This window comes from Stenotrophomonas sp. 99219_Sma (genome assembly GCF_056480785.1).
The window spans coordinates 3,870,264-3,884,751 of sequence record NZ_CM151117.1 but is presented as its reverse complement, the minus strand read 5'-3'; the positions used below and the strand labels follow the sequence as shown (position 1 = coordinate 3,884,751).

13 protein-coding genes are annotated in these 14,488 nt (G+C 67.3%); 9 read left to right on the top strand and 4 right to left on the bottom strand.

Annotated elements, in window-relative coordinates; genetic code table 11:
* Window positions 1-19 precede the first annotated feature (19 nt).
* Window positions 20-3,109, bottom strand: a complete 3,090-nt coding sequence (locus ACZK13_RS17690) for a TonB-dependent receptor domain-containing protein (RefSeq protein WP_253143906.1) — start codon at window positions 3,107-3,109, stop codon at window positions 20-22.
* A gap of 212 nt (window positions 3,110-3,321) precedes the next feature.
* Here ACZK13_RS17690 and ACZK13_RS17685 point away from each other — a divergent pair, with 212 nt between their 5' ends.
* From ACZK13_RS17685 to ACZK13_RS17665, 5 genes are all read left to right on the top strand, one after another.
* Window positions 3,322-3,597 carry a metal/formaldehyde-sensitive transcriptional repressor gene (locus tag ACZK13_RS17685; protein WP_253143908.1) on the top strand — a complete coding sequence of 92 codons (276 nt, stop codon included), beginning with the start codon at window positions 3,322-3,324 and terminating at the stop codon, window positions 3,595-3,597.
* A gap of 66 nt (window positions 3,598-3,663) precedes the next feature.
* Window positions 3,664-4,773 carry an S-(hydroxymethyl)glutathione dehydrogenase/class III alcohol dehydrogenase gene (locus tag ACZK13_RS17680; RefSeq protein ID WP_012512082.1) on the top strand — a complete coding sequence of 370 codons (1,110 nt, stop codon included), beginning with the start codon at window positions 3,664-3,666 and terminating at the stop codon, window positions 4,771-4,773.
* An 8-nt stretch (window positions 4,774-4,781) separates the two neighbouring features.
* A complete protein-coding gene (locus tag ACZK13_RS17675; RefSeq protein ID WP_012512081.1) occupies window positions 4,782-5,141 on the top strand; it encodes a YqcC family protein in 360 nt (119 codons plus the stop codon).
* Between the two features lie 63 nt (window positions 5,142-5,204).
* A complete protein-coding gene (gene fghA / locus ACZK13_RS17670) occupies window positions 5,205-6,035 on the top strand; it encodes an S-formylglutathione hydrolase (protein ID WP_253143910.1) in 831 nt (276 codons plus the stop codon).
* Between the two features lie 187 nt (window positions 6,036-6,222).
* Window positions 6,223-7,668 (top strand): GGDEF domain-containing protein, encoded by a 1,446-nt coding sequence (locus tag ACZK13_RS17665; protein ID WP_125895596.1) that lies wholly within the window; start codon window positions 6,223-6,225, stop codon window positions 7,666-7,668.
* A 54-nt stretch (window positions 7,669-7,722) separates the two neighbouring features.
* Here the strand turns inward: ACZK13_RS17665 and ACZK13_RS17660 are convergent, their stop codons facing one another.
* Window positions 7,723-8,193, bottom strand: coding sequence for a hypothetical protein (locus ACZK13_RS17660; protein WP_049400257.1), 471 nt, complete (start codon window positions 8,191-8,193; stop codon window positions 7,723-7,725).
* Between the two features lie 5 nt (window positions 8,194-8,198).
* Window positions 8,199-8,645, bottom strand: a complete 447-nt coding sequence (locus tag ACZK13_RS17655) for a universal stress protein (protein ID WP_253143913.1) — start codon at window positions 8,643-8,645, stop codon at window positions 8,199-8,201.
* A gap of 141 nt (window positions 8,646-8,786) precedes the next feature.
* On the opposite strand from ACZK13_RS17655, the gene ACZK13_RS17650 reads away from it, so the two are divergent.
* From ACZK13_RS17650 to ACZK13_RS17635, 4 genes are all read left to right on the top strand, one after another.
* Window positions 8,787-9,704: a LysR family transcriptional regulator gene (locus tag ACZK13_RS17650; RefSeq protein ID WP_032129879.1), complete on the top strand. Its 918-nt coding sequence runs from the start codon at window positions 8,787-8,789 to the stop codon at window positions 9,702-9,704.
* A gap of 153 nt (window positions 9,705-9,857) precedes the next feature.
* Window positions 9,858-11,387 (top strand): MFS transporter, encoded by a 1,530-nt coding sequence (locus ACZK13_RS17645; protein WP_032129878.1) that lies wholly within the window; start codon window positions 9,858-9,860, stop codon window positions 11,385-11,387.
* A 21-nt stretch (window positions 11,388-11,408) separates the two neighbouring features.
* Complete coding sequence (locus tag ACZK13_RS17640) at window positions 11,409-12,491, top strand: HlyD family secretion protein (protein WP_006384446.1); 1,083 nt, start codon at window positions 11,409-11,411, stop codon at window positions 12,489-12,491.
* A complete protein-coding gene (locus ACZK13_RS17635) occupies window positions 12,488-13,900 on the top strand; it encodes an efflux transporter outer membrane subunit (RefSeq protein WP_478482008.1) in 1,413 nt (470 codons plus the stop codon). Before ACZK13_RS17640 ends, ACZK13_RS17635 begins: the two co-directional genes overlap by 4 nt.
* 216 nt (window positions 13,901-14,116) lie before the next feature.
* Here the strand turns inward: ACZK13_RS17635 and ACZK13_RS17630 are convergent, their stop codons facing one another.
* Window positions 14,117-14,455, bottom strand: coding sequence for a hypothetical protein (locus ACZK13_RS17630; protein ID WP_032129876.1), 339 nt, complete (start codon window positions 14,453-14,455; stop codon window positions 14,117-14,119).
* Between the last annotated feature and the right edge of the window lie 33 nt (window positions 14,456-14,488).

The following is a 14,488-nucleotide window of genomic DNA, read 5'->3' as shown; positions in this document are numbered from 1 at the left end:
TGGAAACGCTGCGCCAGGCCTACTTGAAGTTGTAGCGCAGGCTGGCCATGTAGCGACGGCCCAGTGCATCCAGTACATACGGGAACGGCCCGATGTCATCGCCCACGTTGATCACCGACAACGTCACGCGCGCGGCGTCGGTGATGCGGTAGGTGACGTTGGCGTCCCAGGTGGTCCAGCTGTCGCGGTAGAAGTACTGACGGCTTTCCGGGGTATCGGTCATCGTGTACTGGGCGCGGCTGGTGTAGTTGGAGGCCACGCCGTAGTTCCAGTTGCCGATGCGATGCTGGGCGGTCCAACGGAACTGGCGCTTGGGCTCGTTGAAGCTGCCCGCCTGTTCGACGAACGGCACGTCCCGGTTCGCGGCCTGGCCACGGTTCTTCGGCATGTAGCCGTAGAAGTCCAGGTCCAGTACGCCGAAGCGCGACAGGTCCCAACGGTAGCCGACTTCGGCGGTCCAGCCACGGAACATCAGCACCGGGCCGTTGCCATACTCGGTCTTGATGCTGGTAGCCACGCCGGTGTTCGGATCACGCGTCACCAGGCTGCAGAAGCGGTTGGCGTTGGGCACGTTGGCGGCGTTGAAGTCGGCAGTGTCGAAGCAACCGGTGATGATGTCGTTGGCGCTCAGCGACGTGATCACGTTGTTGATCTTGATGTCATACCAGTCGGCGGCGACGCGCAGGCCCGGGATCCATTCTGGGGCGAACACGATGCCGGCCGTCCACGACTTCGCCGTTTCGTTCTGCAGGCGGGTGCTGCCGTTGGTCGAACCCAGCGTATTGGTCGGCTGCTGGCGGAAAGTGTTCGGATCGGCACCCGGGTAGGCGGCGAAGAACGCCTCGCAGTTGCGGCGACGCACGGCCGGATTGGAGCCGCCGCTGATGTTGTCCAGCGAGCACACTTCCGGGATGTTGTAGTAGGCCGGCTGCTGGGTGGTGTAGAGCTCGGCGATGGAGGGCGCGCGCAGTGACTGGGTCTTGTTGCCGCGCAGCTGCAGGCCGGCGATCGGTTCGTACTGGATGCCGTAGGTGAACGCATTGAACGCGCCGGCGACGGAATTGTCGACGCGGCGGAACTTGGCGGTCAGGTCCAGGCGATGCAGGCCCGGGATATCCCAGTCGGGATTGAACAGCGGTGCCAGCACTTCGGCGAACACTTCATTGGTGTGGTACTTGCCTTCCGCCGCCTGGGTCGGCACTGAACGGCCCTGGCCCAGGCGCTGGTACTCGCTGGGGGTGAAGGAGCCTTCTTCGCGGCGGTGTTCGAAGCCGGCCGCCGCGGACAGCTCGCCGCCGGGAAGATCGAACAGGCCGCCGGATACCGACGCATTGATGACGGTCTGGCGGGTCTGCGCCTTGGCCACGGTCCGGGTGGAGACATAGTCCAGGGCTTCGCGCGACGCCTGGTTCTCGCCGAACAGATTCAGCGGGCGGCAGTTCGCATCGGCCGTGGTGCCCGGGCGGGTGGCATCACAGATGATGCGCCCGCTGGCGTCGGTGGTGACGTTGATCGCATTGATGAAGTTCTGCTGGATCAGGCCGGTGCCGAGGTAGTCGAAGTCACCGCGGCCGTGGGTGACGCTGGCTTCCCAGTTGAAGCTGCGCTTTCCGACCTCGAAGAAGCCGTTCAGGCCGAGCACCGCACGGGTCAGGCGGGTTTCGGTGCTGGCGTTGTTCATCGACAGGTCGCGCGAAGATCGCGACAGGCGGAACGAGGTGATGCCGTTGTCGGCGAGGATCTTGCGGGTTTCCGCACTGAGGAACGGATTGCTGGCGCTGAAGGTCAGTGCACCGCTGGCGGTACCGCCGCCGTCCAGGCGCGCATTGCCGAAGGACACCGCGTTGTAGACGTTCTGGTCGAGGGTTTCGCGGGCGGTCGCTTCGTATCGCGAAAGTTCGAAGAAACCGCGCACGTTGTCGGTGAAGTCGAAGCTGCCGGTGGAGAATACCGAGCGTCGTTCGAGGTCGGCGATCAGCGGCACCGTCTCGAACAGGTTCAGGCCGTCACCGCCGGAGGCGTTGCCGCCCGCGTAGCTGGTGCCGGGATTGAACTCGACCAGCTTGCCCTCGTTGTTGAACTGCCACAGTTTGTCTTTGTTCGGGCCGAAGCCAAGGATGTCGCCCAGGCCGTTGCGCGTGTAGCTGCCGGTTGCCGGCATCACCAGGCCACCGAAGGTCATGCTGGCAATGCGCCGGTTGCGGATCCAGACCTGGTCGGGGATACCATCGCGGGGCCCGGTGTTGAACGGAATGCTGCCGTCGATGCGGCCATCATTGGTCGGCCGGCGCAGGGGCTGGGCAGTGGCATTGGCCGCCGTGGGATTGGCCTGCAGGCTGTAGCCCTGGCGGTAGAAATCGCGTTGCAGCGCGTTCACCCCATCGGCGTTGTCCAGCTCGGCGGCAACCACGATGTGGCCACGGCCATCAGCGAAGTCGGTACCGAAGATGGCCGACCAGGAGTAGCGCTCGTTGTCGTTCTTGCTGGTCCTGCCGTAGCCCAGCTCGACTTCGGCACCCTCGAACCGGTCTCGCAGGATGATGTTGTTGACGCCGGAGATCGCATCCGAGCCATAGGTGGGTGCACCGCCAACGCTCAGGCTTTCAATGCGTTGCACCATGACGCTGGGAATGGCGTTCATGTCGACCTGGATGCCCGAGCCGCCGCCGGCTCCGAAGATGGTGGGCGGTGTAGAGGTGACGAAGCGGCGTCCATTGACCAGGGTCAGCAGGCGATTGCTGCCCAGCCCGAACTTGCTGGCGAAGTTGACGCCTGCACCGAAGCCGGCCTGGTCGCCGCGCGAACTGACGCCGGCACTGACCCCGGGAATCCGGGTCAGGGCATCGATGAGGTTGGTGTCGCCATAGTTCTCGATCGATTCACGGCTGACCACCGCGGCGGGCTCGAGCGTGTCGAAACCGGCGCGGTAGATGCGCGAGCCGGTGACGGTCATCCGGTCCAGCTGCACGGGGGTCTTGCTGCTGGCGGTCTCGGCCTTCTGTTCCTGCGTGGCGGCCTGCTGCGCCATGGCCGGTGCGGCGGCCACCAGCACCAATGCCGAACCCAGCGCGACAGACAAGCGACTGCGGGCGAACAACGGTCGGTACATGATTTCTCCCTGGTCACGCCAATGTGACTCAGGGGTAAACGCAGGGGCGAATGCGACACCCTACGTCATGAAAAAGTAACAAATGAATCTATTTATTGTTCATTCATATTCTGGGCTGATCTGTCCCTGGGGCATGCCTCGGCAGCACCAGATGGCTTCATTCGCCCCTCTGTGTATACTATCCCCCAGTATAGTTCCGAGGTGGCCCCGCCATGCCGCACTCCCCCGAAGAGAAGAAGAAGGTCCTGGCCCGCGTGCGCCGCATCCGCGGCCAGTGCGATGCGCTGGATCGCGCGCTGGGCGCCGGTGCCGACTGCGGGCCGGTGCTGCAGCAGATCGCCGCCATCCGTGGCGCGGTCAATGGCCTGATGTCCGAAGTGATGGAGGCCCATCTGCGCGAGGAGTTCGGGCAACCCGCTGCCTCAGACGAACAACGCGCCGAACGCGTGCGCGACATGAGCGCGTTGATCCGCTCGTACCTGAAATAAGTATCGGCGCCATATCGCGCCGATCGTCCTGCCATTCCCTTTCCGCCTGATCCTGGAGAAGCCACCATGAAGTCCCGTGCCGCCGTCGCCTTTGGTCCCGGCCAGCCGCTGCAGATCGTCGAGATCGACGTCGCCCCGCCGAAGAAGGGCGAGGTGCTGGTCAAGATCACCCACACCGGTGTCTGCCACACCGATGCCTTCACCCTGTCCGGCGATGATCCGGAAGGCCTGTTCCCGGTGGTGCTGGGCCATGAAGGCGCCGGCATCGTGGTGGAGGTCGGTGAGGGCGTGACCAGCGTCAAGCCCGGCGACCACGTGATTCCGCTGTACACCGCCGAGTGTGGCGAGTGCCTGTTCTGCAAGAGCGGCAAGACCAACCTGTGCGTGTCGGTGCGTGCCACCCAGGGCAAGGGCGTGATGCCCGACGGCACCAGCCGCTTCAGCTACAACGGCGAGCCGCTGTACCACTACATGGGTTGCTCGACCTTCAGCGAGTACACCGTGGTGGCCGAAGTCTCGCTGGCGAAGATCAATCCGGACGCGAACCCGGAGCACGTCTGCCTGCTCGGTTGTGGCGTCACCACCGGCATCGGCGCGGTGCACAACACCGCCAAGGTGCAGGAGGGCGACAGCGTGGCGGTGTTCGGCCTGGGTGGCATCGGCCTGGCGGTGATCCAGGGTGCGCGCCAGGCCAAGGCCGGCCGCATCATCGCGGTGGACACCAACCCGTCCAAGTTCGAACTGGCGCGCGAATTCGGCGCCACCGACTGCATCAACCCGAAGGACTACGACAAGCCGATCCAGCAGGTCATCGTCGAGATGACCACCTGGGGCGTGGACCACAGCTTCGAGTGCATCGGCAACGTCAACGTGATGCGCGCGGCGCTGGAATGCGCGCACCGTGGCTGGGGCCAGAGCGTGGTGATCGGCGTGGCCGGTTCGGGCCAGGAGATCTCCACCCGTCCGTTCCAGCTGGTGACCGGGCGCAAATGGATGGGCACTGCCTTCGGCGGCGTGAAGGGCCGCAGCCAGTTGCCGGGCATGGTGGAGGACGCGATGAAGGGCGATATCGAACTGGCACCGTTCGTCACCCACACCATGGACCTGGACAAGATCAACGAAGCCTTCGACCTGATGCACGAAGGCAAGTCGATCCGTTCGGTGGTCCACTACTGAGCCGCGTCATGGGCTGGCTGGATGCCCTGCGCCGGCCGCGTGCGGAAGACCCGCGCGCGGCCCTGGTGGTTCCGATCGAGCAGGCGTTGCGTGCGCTGGGCTGGGTAGTGGGCGAGGTGGGGCCACCGCGTGCGGTGACCTCGGCCTTCGGCAGCGACGATGGCATGCCGTTCGAGCAGTGGCTTGCGCAGGTATTCCTGCCGCGCCTTCATGAGGCGCGCGCAGCCGGACAGTGGCCGCCGCGCAGCGATGTGGCCGTGGCGGCCTGGCGCAATCTTGATGGCCAGCCTGGCGTCGAATCGTTGCTGCGCCTGCTGGCGCAGCTGGATGAACGGATCAACAAAGGCATCCACGCCGCGCGTGGATAAGCCGACCAAGGTCGGCATCTACCAGAAGCACGCGTGCGCTGACGCGCCGCGCAGGAGAGCACCATGGAACGCATTGAACACCGCGCCTGTTTCGGCGGCTGGCAGGACGTCTACCGCCATCATTCCACCACGCTGGGCTGCGACATGCAGTTCGCCGTGTACCTGCCGCCGCAGGCGGAAACGCAGAAACTGCCGGTGCTTTACTGGCTGAGCGGGCTGACCTGCACCGAGCAGAACGTCATCACCAAGGCGGGCGCGCAGCGCTACGCGGCCGAGCATGGCGTGATCATCGTCGCGCCCGATACCAGCCCACGCGGCGATGACGTGGCCGATGCCGAGGGCTATGACCTGGGCAAGGGGGCGGGGTTCTACCTCAATGCCACCCGTGCACCGTGGGCGAAGTACTACCGCATGCACGACTACGTGGCGCAGGAACTGCCGGCACTGATCGAGGCGAATTTCCCGGTCACCGATGCGCGCGGCATCAGCGGCCACTCGATGGGCGGTCACGGTGCGCTGGTGATCGCGCTGCGCAACCCGGGGCGCTACCGCAGCGTGTCGGCGTTCTCGCCGATCGTTGCGCCCAGCCACGTGCCGTGGGGGCAGAAGGCCTTCCACGCCTACCTGGGCGACAACCCGGCGGACTGGGCGCAGTGGGATGCCAGCGAACTGGTCGCCGTGGCCACTGAGCGCCTGCCGTTGCTGGTCGACCAGGGCCAGGCGGACGAATTCCTGCAGACCCAGCTGCAACCGCAGCGCCTGCAGCAGGCCTGTGATGCCGCCGGCCATCCGCTGACCCTGCGCCTGCAGCCGGGCTACGACCACAGCTACTACTTCATCGCCAGTTTCATCGGCGAGCACATCGCCCACCACGCCCGCGCCCTGCACGGCTGACGGCTTTCCGGTAGTGCCGGCCGCTGGCCGGCAACCTGCAGCCCTGTGATTCCCCGGGATTGCCGGCCAGCGGCCGGCACTCCCATGGCGGGGCACGCGACGTGTCGTATTTGCTGTATTGGATCACGTGGCCGTGGCGCGAGCGGGGCTATCGTGCGCCCATACGGCCTTGCGGATCGGGGGATGCATGCCGGTAGTGCTGGCGCTGCTGTATGTGCTCTGCCACGGCCTGGTCGTGGCCCTGTGGTCGGGTCCGGCCGGTGCGGGTTCCTTCGGGTTCCTCACGGGTGCCCCGTTGCTGGCGGCGGCGGCCTGCCTGTGGCGGGCGCGCCGCGACCGTGCCGCGCTCGGCTGGCGCGCCACCGCCCTGGCGCTGCTGCTCTGGGCGGGTGGCATGGCCGTCAACATGATCGATGCGCTCGGTGCCGGCCGTGCCGATGTCACGCCGCAGGCCAGCCTGTTCCTGTATGTGCTGTACGGCGTGCCGCTGGTGTTCATCCTGGCCCGTGCACGCCGCGAGCGGCTGAGCATCAGCCTGATCGACGCGGCGATGGCCGCGTTGCTGGGCGTGCTGTTCTTCGTGCATGCGCAGTCGTTCGCCGCGCGCGTCGACATCGACGACCACGCGTTGTCCAACATGCAGCGCATGTTCGATATCCAGAATCTGTGCATTGCCGGGTTTGCGGTGGTGCGCTGGCTGGTGGGAGACGTTCCGGAGCGGCGCAACTTCTTCCGCGCGCTGGCGATCTACGCGGTGGGCTACCTGATGGTGGCGTACTACATCAACCACTACACCTCGGAACAGTCCTTCGGTGCCTACAACGATCTGCTGATCGACCTGCCGTTCCTGCTGCTGGCGTTGCTGGCGATGAGCCAGGCGCCTGCGCCGACGTTCGTGATGCACCCGAGGCTGGGCAGAACGGTGCAGGCGGCGGGGCCGATGATCCTGCCATTGCTGCTGCTGGTGGTCGGTACCCTGGTGGTTGATCATGCGCGGCCGCTGGCGGTCACTGGCTTCGTGGTGGCAACGCTGGGCTTCGGCGTGCGCAGCATCCTGTTGCAGGTGGACCTGATGGAACGGCAGGCATCGCTGGACCAGCTCGCTCGGCAGGATGGCCTGACCGGTGTGGCCAACCGGCGTGAGTTCGATGCACTGCTGCTGGCGGAATGGAACCGTGCGCGGCGCAGCGGCACCGAGCTGGGCCTGCTGCTGGTGGATATCGACCACTTCAAGGCCTTCAACGACCGCCACGGACATCCGGCCGGGGACCGCTGCCTGCAGGCCGTGGCCACGGTCCTGAAGATCAGTGCCGGCCGTGCCGGTGACAGTGTTGCCCGTTACGGCGGCGAGGAATTTGCGGTGATCGTGCCCGGAAGCCCGCTGTCGGGCGTGCTGGCGCTGGCCGAGCGCCTGCGTGAGGCGGTGGCGGCGCTGCCACTGCCGGAAGGGTCGGTCAGTATCAGCATCGGCGTGGGCTACCTGCACCCGCCGGCTCTGGCCAGCGCGGATCAGTTGCTGGCGGATGCCGATGCCGGCCTGTACGCCGCCAAGCGTGCCGGTCGCAACCAGGTGATCCTGCATGCGCACGTGCTCGACGACGAAGGCAGTGCGCACGGCAGGATGGATTGCTGAGCGCGCCGGGTGCCCGGTCCCCGTGCGTGATTACGCACGGGCGGCGCGGCCGGGTCAGCGCTGCCGCAACCAGCCAGTGGGATCGAGCAGCCTCAGCCCGACCGGTGACAAAGAGCGCTGGCGCAACGGCAGGTTTGCCGCCTGCACGGCCATCGCACAGCGCGCCAGCTGCTGGCGCAACGGTGCCAGCGTGTCATCTTCGCGCGGGCGTGCATGCCGCCACTGGGCGATGCGCAGCAGGCAGACCAGCAGGTCCAGTTCGCTGGCCGCGATGAACGGTGAGCCAGCGGGCAGCAGGTCGATCGGGGCGGTGGGCGTGGCCAGCAGCGGCAGCAGGCCGACGAACGCGTCGCAGCCTTCGGGATCAATACCGAGGCTGCTCAGCTGGGCGAGTCCATCGGCCTGTTGATCAGGATCGTGCAGCTGGCGTATCGCCGCCAGCAGTGCCTGTTCGCCGCGGCCGAACTGGCGGCCGAAGGCGCGGTAGTTGACGCGGGTGGGAAACAACGGGGAACGGGAGGCCATGGTTGCTAGGGTTGTGGGTCGCGGGTTTCCACCAGCACGGGACAGGGCGCGTGGTCGATGGTCCATTGCCCGATCGAGGGTTCGAACAGGCGTTCCAGGCGGGACAGGTGGCGGTGGCCGATGACGATCAGGTCGCACTTCAGGCGCCGGGCCTGCTCGCTGATCACTTCGCCCGGGTCACCCGAGGGAATCTGCGCGATGGCGTCGACGCCGCGCTCGCGCAGCTCGGCCAGGGCTTCGGCCAGCACCGCTTCGGCCCGCGAGCGCTGGCGGGCGGCTTCCGGGTACTCGATGCGGTCGGCGTCGCTGGCATCGGCCGCCAGCGCGAATTCGGGGTCGAGCACGCACAGCAGGTGCAGGCGGCTGTGGGGGCCGGCGATGGCTGCGGCCAGGTCCAGCACGCGTGCGTGCTGGGGGCCACCGTCCAGGGCGACCAGCAGGGTATTGAACATGGATGTCTCCTTGGCAGGCCGGGGATGGTCGCCGATGTCACTGCGCGCACCCATGCCGTGCGCGGCAGTCAATGAATGCGTAAAACGCAATCCTCCGTGGTTACAAGTGTCGTAGAGTCATCTGATTTACTGGAGACTGTCATGCCCCTGCCGGACCTGAACCTGTTGCTGGCACTGGACGTGCTGATTGACGAATGCAGCGTGGCCGCCGCCGCGCGGCGGATGAACCTGAGCGCGCCGGCGATGAGCCGTACCCTGGGCCGGATCCGCACAGCGCTGGGCGACCCGGTGCTGGTGCGTGCCGGCCGCGGTCTGGCCCCCACGCCCCGCGCGCTGCAGCTGCGTGAGCAGGTCCGCGATGTGATCGAGCAGGCCCACCGTGTGTTCAACGCCGGTCGCGAGATCGACCTGCGCACCCTGGAGCGCACCTTCAATGTCCGCGCCAATGATGTCTTCATCGGTGGATTCGGCGGACGCCTGCGTGAACTGTTCCGCCAGCAGGCGCCGCGCGCGGTACTGCGCTTCGTGCCCGAGGGCGATACCGACGACGACGCGATGGCGCAGGGCCGGATCGACCTGTACATCAGCACCGCCGGCAAGCACGCGCCCGATACCAAGGTGCAGAACCTGTTCAGTACCTCGTTCATGGGCGCCGCGCGCGAAGATCATCCGTTGTTCGATGAGGAGATCAGCGCCGAGCGTTTTGCTGCCTGCGACCACATCGCGGTGTCGCGGCGGGGGCTGCCGCGTGGCCCGATCGATGACGACCTGGCCACGCTGGGCCTGCAGCGGCGGGTGGCGCTGATCAGCCCGACCTTCCACGGCGCGATCTTCGCTGCCGCCGAGTCGGACCTGATCCTGCCGCAGATGCCGAGCGTGATGCTGGAGCGGATCGTCAGCATGCGCCTGCCGCTGCGCCTGTTCCCGCTGCCGATCCCGGTGCGCACCGCCGCCATCGTCCAGGCCTGGCACCCGCGGCTGGACAACGATGCTGCGCATCAGTGGCTGCGGCGCTCGATCAAGACCATGTGCGAAAGCGCAGGGGAGGCTCCGCGCTGACACTTTCATGCGTGCGCTTGACGCACGCCTGGGATGCGGGCTGCGCCATTTTTCGCAGGGTACCAGCTCCCTAGACTGCGCTCCCCGGAGTTTCACTGAGCGCATTCCAATGACCCTCAACATGCCGTGCACTGCACGGATCGGTGCCCGGCGATGAGTACGCCGGCCGCCGCTGTCCCGGCCGCTGCTGCGCCCCGTCCTGCCGCCGCCCCCGGGCTCGACCGCCGCGTTCTGGTCGGCCTGTGTGGCGTGCTGCTGGCGGTGCTGGTGTCGGGCTTCAACGAGAACATCACCAAGGTCGCCCTGGCCGACATCCGCGGTGCGATGGGTTTCAGCGTCGATGACGGCAGCTGGATCGTCGCCCTCTACAGCGCGATGTCGGTCAGCGCGATGGCCTTCGCCCCGTGGTGTGCCGCCACCTTCTCGCTGCGCCGCTTCGCGCTGGCGATGATCGGTGGCTTCATGGTGCTGGGCGTGCTCTGCCCGCTTGCCCCGAACCTGCAGGTGTTCCTGCTGCTGCGCGCGCTGCAGGGGCTGTGTGGTGGTGCGCTGCCGCCGCTGCTGATGAGCGTGGCACTGCGCTTCCTGCCGCCGGGCATCAAGCTGTATGGCCTGGCGGGTTACGCGTTGACCGCTACCTTCGGCCCGAGCATGGGCACGCCGCTGGCCGCGTTCTGGGTCGAGCAGGTGGGCTGGCACTGGGCGTTCTGGCAGATCGTGCCGTACTGCCTGGCTGCCATGGCGATGGTCAGCTGGGGCCTGCCGCAGGACCCGCTGCGGCTGGAGCGTTTTGCCCAGTTCGATGGCGTGGGCCTGGCGCTGGGCCTGCCGGCGCTGGTGCTGCTGGTGCTGGGCCTGGTGCAGGGCCCGCGCCTGAACTGGTTCGACTCGCCGATGATCACCCTGATGATCGGTGGCGGCGCCGGCCTGATGGTGCTGTTCATGATCAATGAATGGTTCCACCCGCTGCCGTTCTTCAAGCTGCAGCTGCTGGCCAACCGCAACCTCAGCTACTCGCTGGTGACGCTGGGCGGCGTGCTGTTCGTGCTGCTGGCAGTGATCTCGATTCCCTCCGGTTTCCTGGCCAGCGTGCAGGGCTACCGGCCATTGCAGACCGCACCGATGCTGCTGTGGGTGGCGCTGCCACAGGTGATCGCACTGCCGTTGGTGGCGGCGTTGTTGAACATCCGCGCAGTGGATTGCCGCTGGGTGCAGGCCACCGGCCTGGCGATGCTGGCGCTGGCCTGCTGGCTGGGCTCGCACCTGGATGTGGCCTGGATCCGCGACAACTTCCTGTGGGTACAGCTGCTGCAGGTATTCGCCCAGCCGATGGCGGTGTTGCCGCTGCTGATGCTGGCCACTGGCGGGCTGGCACCGCAGGACGGTCCGTTCGCCTCGGCGTGGTTCAACACGGTCAAGGGCTTTGCTGCCGTGCTCGCCAGCGGCGTGCTGGATGCCGTCGCCCAGGGCCGCCGTCATTTCCATTCCACCGTGCTGGTCGACCGCCTTGGCGAGCAGCCGTGGCTGGCCGAGGGCCCGCAGCTGGGCGCGCGCCTGCATGCGCAGGTGCAGGCGCTGACCTCGGCCGACCTGTACTGGGTGGTCGCGCTGGTGGCGCTGGCCTTCATTCCCCTCATTGCCTGGATGCCCACCCGCATCCATCCGCCACGTGCCGTGGCCTGAACCTTTCGCAGGAACCCCCTCATGACGATCAATCGAACCACTCTCAATACCGGCCTGGGCCTGGGCGTGCTGGCCCTGGCCATCGGTGCCTGGCTGCTGCTGCGCGACGGCGGTCACCAGACCACCAACAATGCCTATGTCGTTGCCGACTACACGCTGGTCGCGCCGAAGATTCCCGGCTTCGTCAGTGCCGTGGAAGTAGAGGACAACCAGTCGGTGAAGGCGGGCGACGTGCTTGCCCGCATCGACGACCGCGACTACCAGGTGGCCCTGCAGGCGGCCCGTGCCGACCTCGCCAACGCCCGTGCACAGCTGGCCAACGCGCAGGCCGCACTGGCCCAGCAGGACTCGCTGATTGAACAGGCCAGGGCCAGTGTCGATGTCAGCCGCTCCGAACTGACCCTGGCCAGCGCCGACCAGCAGCGTTACCGCGAACTGGCCCGTGATGGCGCCGGCACCGTGCAGAACGCGCAGCAGGCGCAGTCGAAGCAGGCCGTGGCCAGTGCGCACCTGCAGCAGGGCCAGGCCGCGCTGTCGACCGCACGCCAGCGCACCGACATCCTCAGCGCTGGCGTGCAGGCCGCACAGGCGGCGGTACAGCGTGCAGAAGCGGCGCAGGCGCGTGCCGAACTGGACCTGTCGCACACCGTGCTGCGCGCGCCGATCGACGGCATGGTCGGCCGCCGTGCGGTACGCGTGGGCGCCTACCTGACCCCGGGTACGCCGGTGGCTGCGGTGGTACCGCTGAAGCGCGCCTTCGTGGTCGCCAACTTCCAGGAAACGCAGATGACCCGCATGCAGGCCGGCCAACAGGTCGAGCTGAAGGTGGACGTGTTCCCGGGCAAGCCGCTGCGCGGGCACATCGACAGCATCGCACCGGCCACCGGCGTCACCTTCGCCGCCGTCGCACCGGAAAACGCCACCGGCAACTTCACCAAGGTGGTGCAGCGCATTCCCGTCAAGATCGTGCTGGAACCCGGCCAGCCACTGCTGGACCAGCTGCGTGCCGGCATGTCGGTGGAAGCCAGTGTTGACCTGGGCAGCCGCGCCCGCGCGCAGAGCGTGCAGCACAGTCCGGGCCACAAGAGCGGGGAGGGTGCATGAGCGCAGTCACCCTGTTCCGCACCTTCGTTGCGGCCAGCCTGTGCACGGCCCTGGCTGCTTGCACGATGGGTCCGGACTTCGTACGCCCGCAGGCGGAACTGCCCAGCCACTGGCAGGGTGAGGCGGTCGCCGGCAACGCCATCGACCAGGACGCGGCCTGGTGGGCCGGCTTCGACGATCCACTGCTGGGGCAGCTTGCCGGCCAGGTGCTCGCGGCCAACCTGGACCTGCAGCTGGCCGCCAACCGCGTGCAGCAGAGCCGCGCCGCACGTGGCATCACCGCCGCCGATCGCCTGCCCAGCGTCAGCGCGAGCGCCAGTGGCGTGCGTGCACGCAACAGCGAGGTGGGCCTGAATGATCCGTCCGGCAACGGCGGCCGTGATGACTACGGGCTGTTCCAGGCCGGCATCGGCCTGAGCTGGGAACTGGACCTGTGGGGGCGTGTGCGCCGCCAGGTGGAAGCGGCCGACGCACGCGTGCAGATGGCCGAGGAGGATGCACACGCGGTGCGCATCGCGCTGCTGGCGGAAACCGCGCGTGATTACCTGCAGCTGCGCGCGACGCGGCAGCTGCTGGCGATCACCGAGGACAACCTCAGCATCGCCCTCGACATGAAGCGCCTGACCGAGGCACGCCAGCAACAGGGCGTGGCCAGCACGCTGCAGGTGTCCAGCGCGTCCGCGCAGGTGGCATCGCTGCAGGCACGCATCGCGCCGCTGCGGCATCGCGAATCGCAGCTGCGCAATGCGCTGGCGTTCCTGTTGGCGCAGCCGCCGCAGGCGCTGGACGCGCAGCTGCAGGATGCACGCCGTGACTGGCGGGCGTTGCCGGCGGTGGCGGTGGGGCTGCCCAGTGAACTGGCCGAGCGTCGCCCGGACATCCGTCGTGCCGAAGCGGCACTGCATGCGGCAACGGCCGGCATCGGCGTGGCCAAGGCCAGTTTCCTGCCGCGCATCACCTTGAATGGCGACGCTGGGTTCCAGGCCAAGCAGCTGGATGATCTGGATGGCTGGAACGCGCACCGCTTCAGCATCGGGCCGTCCATCAGCGTACCGATCTTCCAGGGCGGGCGGCTGAAGGCCAACCTCGCGCTGAGCAGGCTGCAGCAGCAACAGTCGGCGCTGCAGTTCCGCCGTACCGTGCTGCAGGCCTGGCATGAAGTGGACGACGCCATCGATGGCTATGCCGCCGAGCAGCAGCGCACGGTGCAGCTGCATGTGGCGGTGGACGAGAGCGAGAGCGCACTGGGCGCGGCGCGCCGGCAGTACCAGGCTGGCGTGGTCGACATGCTGGATGTGCTGACCACCCAGCGCATCGCGCTGGACAACCAGGCTGCGCTGGCCAACAGCCAGGCCACGGCTGCGATCGCGCGGGTGGAGCTGTACCGCGCGCTGGGCGGTGGTTGGTAGGGAAATGGAACCGCCGGGCCATGCCCGGCGGTTCGTCGGTAGTTGCCAACCTTGGTTGGCGATTTTCCCGGAAGCGCCAACCAAGGTTGGCGTCGACCAGAGCACGGCCTTGGGCGGGGGCTGGTAGGAAATCGTCGGGGTAGTGCCGGCCGCTGGCCGGCACCTCCATCGATGTTGCGGTTGCCGGCCAGCGGCCGGCACTACCAGGGCATGGCCTCAACGCACGTCGCGCAGTTCCCAATGGTGGCCTGCCAGCAGGCGCAGGCGCTGCTTGAACACGTCACTGTCGATGCGGGTGGTGGCCACCAGGTTGATGCGCAGGTCCTTCTGCTCGCCGGTCACGGTGGCATCCGGGTCGGTCACGCCCCACTGCGGTTCCACCGCGTCCGGGTCAGGCTGCTTGGCCTTCCAGCGCTCGAACAGGCTGCCATTGCGCAGCGCATCCTGCAGTTCTTCGGCGAAACCGGCGGCGCCCTGCGAATGGAAGGACAGGTCAGGGTCATTGCCGCGGGCCTTGGACGGGTCGGGCAGGCTGATGTGGTACTGCGCAGGCATGGAGTTCTCCTTGAAGTGCGGGAAGACTGGCAT

Coding starts and splice junctions, on each gene's coding strand:
- ACZK13_RS17690 (WP_253143906.1), bottom strand. CDS start 3,109: ATGTACCGACCGTTGTTCGCCCGCAGTCGCTTGTCTGTCGCGCTGGGT.
- ACZK13_RS17685 (WP_253143908.1), top strand. CDS start 3,322: ATGCCGCACTCCCCCGAAGAGAAGAAGAAGGTCCTGGCCCGCGTGCGC.
- ACZK13_RS17680 (WP_012512082.1), top strand. CDS start 3,664: ATGAAGTCCCGTGCCGCCGTCGCCTTTGGTCCCGGCCAGCCGCTGCAG.
- ACZK13_RS17675 (WP_012512081.1), top strand. CDS start 4,782: ATGGGCTGGCTGGATGCCCTGCGCCGGCCGCGTGCGGAAGACCCGCGC.
- fghA (WP_253143910.1), top strand. CDS start 5,205: ATGGAACGCATTGAACACCGCGCCTGTTTCGGCGGCTGGCAGGACGTC.
- ACZK13_RS17665 (WP_125895596.1), top strand. CDS start 6,223: ATGCCGGTAGTGCTGGCGCTGCTGTATGTGCTCTGCCACGGCCTGGTC.
- ACZK13_RS17660 (WP_049400257.1), bottom strand. CDS start 8,193: ATGGCCTCCCGTTCCCCGTTGTTTCCCACCCGCGTCAACTACCGCGCC.
- ACZK13_RS17655 (WP_253143913.1), bottom strand. CDS start 8,645: ATGTTCAATACCCTGCTGGTCGCCCTGGACGGTGGCCCCCAGCACGCA.
- ACZK13_RS17650 (WP_032129879.1), top strand. CDS start 8,787: ATGCCCCTGCCGGACCTGAACCTGTTGCTGGCACTGGACGTGCTGATT.
- ACZK13_RS17645 (WP_032129878.1), top strand. CDS start 9,858: ATGAGTACGCCGGCCGCCGCTGTCCCGGCCGCTGCTGCGCCCCGTCCT.
- ACZK13_RS17640 (WP_006384446.1), top strand. CDS start 11,409: ATGACGATCAATCGAACCACTCTCAATACCGGCCTGGGCCTGGGCGTG.
- ACZK13_RS17635 (WP_478482008.1), top strand. CDS start 12,488: ATGAGCGCAGTCACCCTGTTCCGCACCTTCGTTGCGGCCAGCCTGTGC.
- ACZK13_RS17630 (WP_032129876.1), bottom strand. CDS start 14,455: ATGCCTGCGCAGTACCACATCAGCCTGCCCGACCCGTCCAAGGCCCGC.